Source organism: Moorena sp. SIO4E2 (assembly GCF_010671945.1).
Taxonomy (GTDB): Bacteria; Cyanobacteriota; Cyanobacteriia; order Cyanobacteriales; family Coleofasciculaceae; genus Moorena; species Moorena producens.
The window spans coordinates 1-2,209 of sequence record NZ_JAAHIE010000926.1 but is presented as its reverse complement, the minus strand read 5'-3'; the positions used below and the strand labels follow the sequence as shown (position 1 = coordinate 2,209).

The window sequence follows — 2,209 nt, the reverse complement described above, 5'->3', positions numbered from 1 at the left end:
CATTCCACCAAGATGCCCATTCCACCAAGATGCCCATTCCACCAAGATGCCCATTCCACCAAGATGCCCATTCCACCAAGATGCCCATTCCACCAAGATGCCCATTCCACCAAGATGCCCATTCCACTGATTTGACAAACAAGCTTGTAGGGTGGGCAAAAAGCGATGCAGCGCGGTCTTGGGGAGGCAGTGCGGTCTTGGGGAGGCAGCGCGGTCTTGGGGAGGCAGCGCGGTCTTGGGGGTTTCCCCCATGAGCGACTGCCGTGGTTCCCCCCATGAGCGACTGCCGTGGTTCCCCCCATGAGCGACTGCCGTGGTTTCCCCCACTCGCTATTGCATCAAGACACATTTTGATTCACATGAGTCTTCTAGATAAGATAACTTTGCCCACCCTACTTTAATTGGCGTTGCTGAATTAAGGAATGAAGGTGCGATCATCTGGTTTTATGAATGCCCCCTAAATCCCCCAATTCTGGGGGACTTTGATAGTATAGTTCCCCCCAAGCGAGCAATCCCTCGCTTGGGGGGCTAGGGGGGCGAAACCATACCCAGAATGAGCAACACCCTACTTTAATTGGTATTTTTTTAACTTCTCTCAGAGGTTGTCTGAGAAGTCTCATTTGCTACATCCAAGCCCCCTAAATCCCCCGAGCGAGCAATCCCTCGCTCGGGGGACTTTTAGCAGCAAATTGATTCTTGTTCCCCCCAAGCGAGCAATCCCTCGCTTGGGGGGCTAGGGCGTGTTTTCAAAGTTTTCCGCCAGATGATGATCCCCCCCAGCCCCCCTTAAAAAAGGGGGGAGCCATACTCAAAGTCCCCCTTTTTTAAGGGGGATAATGGGGGATCTCCGAGGCAAGAAAACACGCCCTAGGGGGGCAAAATTCAGTATAAAAAAACTTTTCAGATATCCTCTCAATTTACGCTGAAACTCAGGAGTAAGTTGCACCTCAACTAAGGGAGCATCAGTCAAGGTCAATTCCCTCCCAGATTTGAGAAATGGGTAAGGTTTGTCCAGTCACAGCTTGCTGCCAAGACTTGCTAAAACTTTCTGCTGAAAACTCAGTATTATCACCTTCTGGTATAGATTGAGTTTCTAGGGCATGGTTCTTTTGAATAATTGTGGATAGTATTTTGAGTAGTTCAAGCTGCTCTGCTAATGAAAGCGACTGAGCAATGTTGACCGCTTCTTGAACCTGTGATTTCATTAATCTCCTCTATTTATAATTTAATTGTCTACACCAAAATAAAATAATATTCTTTACCAATTCCCGATTCCCGATTCCCGATTCCCGATTCCCCATTCTAAATTCTAAATTCTAAATTCTAAATTCTAAATTCCCTAAATTGGTAACTCCTTCCCTGCAACCTTCAAGCCTTCAGTTACCTCCAATTTGCCATTAATTTTAATAGTTTTTGATGGATTAAGAGGGGACAATTCGATATCACCTTGCTCAGAAATATTAAGGCGTAACATTTCCTTTCCTTTCATCTTGATCACAAGCCCCGCCTTTGCCTCTGAGACATCCAACACCAGCTCATCCTTAATCGTGATTCCCTTCTCAGCAACAATGCCTTTCTCAGCAACAAAGGTTCCCGTTGCCGTTACCTTCTTATTCGTTTCTAGGGAAATACCATCCTCTTGATGTAAACAAATTAGAGCATGACCAGAGCTATTTTCTCCATTAGGACATTGATCATCTGTGCCCTCACACCAACCATTTTCATCAGGTTCCTCAATGGGGCCAGGCATATCATAAGGACAGATGAAAATTTTGAGGTAAACAGGATGGTCCCCTTTTACCTCTTGAATTGAGCCATCCTTAAATTTATAATCGCTGTTTGCCCCTTTGATTCTAACCATTACCCCACCTTGGTATTTCTCGCCTTGGCCTGAATTGAATTAATCTTCTCTGTTGGCACCATCACCGGACAGGGAGCGCCGAGATTACCCACATGGGTGTGGGTAGCCAGAATAATATCGTCATTATCACCAACAGCATTAGCCGGTAACCGTCCACCAACTTGCACAGAAGCCGTGGTTGCATCCCCAATCTTGATCGAACCTACACTTTTGACGGTGACATTAGAGCTAGCTGCATCAATGGTGATGCCGCCACTTTCAACTTTAATCTTGCAGGTGCCGTTATCAATAGTGATATTACCACCAGATAAAGCCACAGTACATTTTTCATTTTTCAGGGTGGCATCA

The 2,209-nt window shown here is 46.0% G+C and carries 2 protein-coding genes and 2 pseudogenes; all 4 read right to left on the bottom strand.

What is annotated here, in order from left to right:
• Nucleotides 1-277, bottom strand: a pseudogene (locus tag F6K37_RS39060) (hypothetical protein); the annotation flags it as partial.
• 685 nt (nucleotides 278-962) lie between these two features.
• Nucleotides 963-1,205 (bottom strand): hypothetical protein, encoded by a 243-nt coding sequence (locus tag F6K37_RS39055; RefSeq protein ID WP_008184367.1) that lies wholly within the window; start codon nucleotides 1,203-1,205, stop codon nucleotides 963-965.
• Between the two features lie 134 nt (nucleotides 1,206-1,339).
• Nucleotides 1,340-1,861 carry a hypothetical protein gene (locus F6K37_RS39050; RefSeq protein ID WP_008184366.1) on the bottom strand — a complete coding sequence of 174 codons (522 nt, stop codon included), beginning with the start codon at nucleotides 1,859-1,861 and terminating at the stop codon, nucleotides 1,340-1,342.
• Nucleotides 1,861-2,209: pseudogene (locus F6K37_RS39045) on the bottom strand (phage baseplate assembly protein V); the annotation flags it as partial. The gene F6K37_RS39050 and the pseudogene F6K37_RS39045, both read right to left, overlap by 1 nt.